Below are 2,541 nucleotides of genomic sequence, written 5' to 3'. Positions count from 1 at the left end.
TTAGGGCCCGTTGGCACCTCCCCGCGGAGATGCGACGCCGCCTCGAGGCCTCCGGAAGGCACGTGTCAGAACGTCGTCGTGACCCGGTTGGAGCAGACGGTCGGGTCGCTGCGCAGGCACACCCAGTGGGTGTACGTCGCGCTGCCCTTCGCGGCGATCACGTCCGTGAAAGACGAGCCGTCGACGTCCGCGATGTGGACGCTGTCGCGGTGCACGGATACGGCGGTCGCACCGGTCCATGACAGGTCGATGCGGTGCTCGCCCTTCGTCTTCCGGCCGCTCGCGCTGAGCTCGATGCTGGCGGCGGCGGCGGTCGTCACGCCGTCCGAGAGCGTCCAGTGTGACGCGCCGGCGCGGTTCACCGCCCGGACGCGGTACCAGTAGGTCGTCGACGATCGCAGCCCGCTGTCGTCGTACGCGGTGGTGTCCGTGGCGACCGATGCCACCGACGTCCAGTCGGTGTCCGGAGCGGTCGCTGACGCGGTCGTCCGCTCGACCTCGTAGCCGCTCTCCGTCGTGACGTCCGTCCACGTGACCCGGGCGGTCGTGGCGCCGGTCGCCGACGCCGTCACGGTGGTGGGCGCTGGGGGAGGATCGCTGAGCACCGTGGAGTCCGAGCGGATGAAGAGGTGGTCGACGTCGATCGTGTCGAGGCTGTTGTTGCCGGCCGTCCGGTCCGCGTCGGTGACCCGGACCTTCACGGCGCCCCGGGTGCCGGCCGGCATGGCAGCGGCCGAGACACCGCGGCTGCCAGCGGCCACCGTCACGAGCGTCGTGTACGTGGACCCTCCGTCGGTGGAGTACGCGAACGTGAAGTCCTCGGCGGACGAGGTTGCGGCGGCGTCGACGGAGAAGGTGACCGTGTCGCCGCCGGTCACGTTCAGGTCCCAGATGTGCTCGAGCAACGAGGTGCGTGTCGACGGCTTGCCGCCGGACTCGAGCTCGGTGAGCGCCTCAACGGCGCCGCCGGCGCCGTGGGTGTCGAGGTACGAGCCGGTCACCGTCCCGCTGACCGTGGTCTCCGCTGCGGCGACGTCGTCGACCACGGTGGGGGTCGCCGGCGTCGAGCCCGACAGGCGGCTGGCGACGTCCGTCCTCACCGCCGGCAGGTCGTCGTAGAGGACGCCGCCGGGGCACTCGGTCGCCGTGAAGTCACGGTGGCCGGAGATCGTCGCCACGGTTCGGCGGTTCACCCCGTTGTCGTAGTCCACCGTCCCTTGCGGATCGAGGCCGTGGCGCCCCGACAGTTCCGCGAGGTACTCGACGAGGGCCTCACGGGCAGCGGTCTTCGGCGGGACGTCCGTGAGCGTGCCGAGCAGCGCGATGCCGAAGTTGCCGGTGTTGTAGCCGCCCGTGTGGGCGCCCGTCACGATCTCCGAGGCGGTCGCCGTCGTGCGGTGCCCGAACTCCCACCCGGTGCCGCCCGCATCGAGACAGGACGGGCTGTCGCTCCCCGACCAGCGGCCCTCGTAGACGGTCCCGTCCTCCGAGATCAGCGCCTGGTAGCCGATGTCGTCCCAGCGGTTCGTGCGCACGTGGTAGGTGTAGATCGCGCGGACCCGGGCATCCGGGTCGGGGTCGTCGTTCTGCGTCGCGGTGTGGTGGACGGTCAGCACCTGGGTCGGGGCGTAGCTACGCGTGCTCGTGCGCAGGCTCTCGTCCGCGAGCCAGTCGGCCCGTGACTTACACGTCGTGACAGCGTCGGCGGACGCCGCCGGGCGACGTGCGACGATCTCCCGAGGGCCGTCCGTGGTGTTCAGCGCCGCGGCGCGGGCGCTGCGCGCGAACCCCGGCAGGCCACGGATCTGGTAGGCGTCGGCGTCGTCGCCGGAGACGAGCGCCCCGGTCCACTGCCCGGGCGCCTGGGCGCCGTCCTCGGTCATCGGCGTCCACGGGCCCCAGAGGTCACCGTGGCGGAAGCGCACCGCGAGCCCGCCGACGCCCTCGTGGACGTCTCCTGGACCGTGGTCGTGGTGGGCGTCGGCACCGTCCGGCAGGTCGAAGACCACGCCGACGTCGTCGATGGGGAAACCCGGCTCGATCGGCGCGGAGGTGACCGGGTGCTCGTGGTAGAGCGTCCGAGGTCGCGTCACCGCCTCCGCCAGCGCGGTGGGCAGGACGAGGCCGGAGGCGACGACGGCCAGCGTGAGCGCGAGCCGGAGCGTCCTGCGCATGCGTCCCCGATGTGTCCAGGTGCGGAAGCCGCCGACCGACATCGGGGCCGCCGAACGGTACCGAACGTGTGGGCCTCACCGGCCGGGTAGCCGGGTAGCGCGTGCAACCCGGGGCGACCCCGCGATGTTCCCGATGTCGCGACGTCCGGGTTCACGCGGCGACCTCTGCCGGCTGCGCTCGCTGGCGAGCGCGGAACGGCCTACGTCGCTCGCCGGAGGAAGGGGCCAGCTCCCGTGCGATCTACGTGGTGCTCCTCTGGGTCGGCCGTCCCACGAGCAGGTAGATCAACGCGCCGATCCAACCGAGCAGGACGATGACGAGCACCCACACGATCGTCGTCCCCGACCGGAACTCCGAGTTGGGCGT

Annotated in this window: 1 protein-coding gene; it reads right to left on the bottom strand. The window is 71.9% G+C overall.

Annotation, left to right across the window (positions count from 1 at the left end; all coding sequences use genetic code 11):
* Window positions 1-65: 65 nt before the first annotated feature.
* Window positions 66-2,174 (bottom strand): N-acetylmuramoyl-L-alanine amidase, encoded by a 2,109-nt coding sequence (locus tag M3N57_12985; GenBank protein ID MDP9023586.1) that lies wholly within the window; start codon window positions 2,172-2,174, stop codon window positions 66-68.
* Window positions 2,175-2,541 lie beyond the last annotated feature (367 nt).

This window comes from Actinomycetota bacterium, from assembly GCA_030776725.1.
GTDB lineage: Bacteria > Actinomycetota > Nitriliruptoria > Nitriliruptorales > JAHWKO01 > JAHWKW01.
The sequence above is the reverse complement of the archived record's forward strand: the minus strand, read 5'-3'. Positions and strand labels throughout refer to the sequence as shown.

Coding starts and splice junctions, on each gene's coding strand:
- M3N57_12985 (MDP9023586.1), bottom strand. CDS start 2,174: ATGCGCAGGACGCTCCGGCTCGCGCTCACGCTGGCCGTCGTCGCCTCC.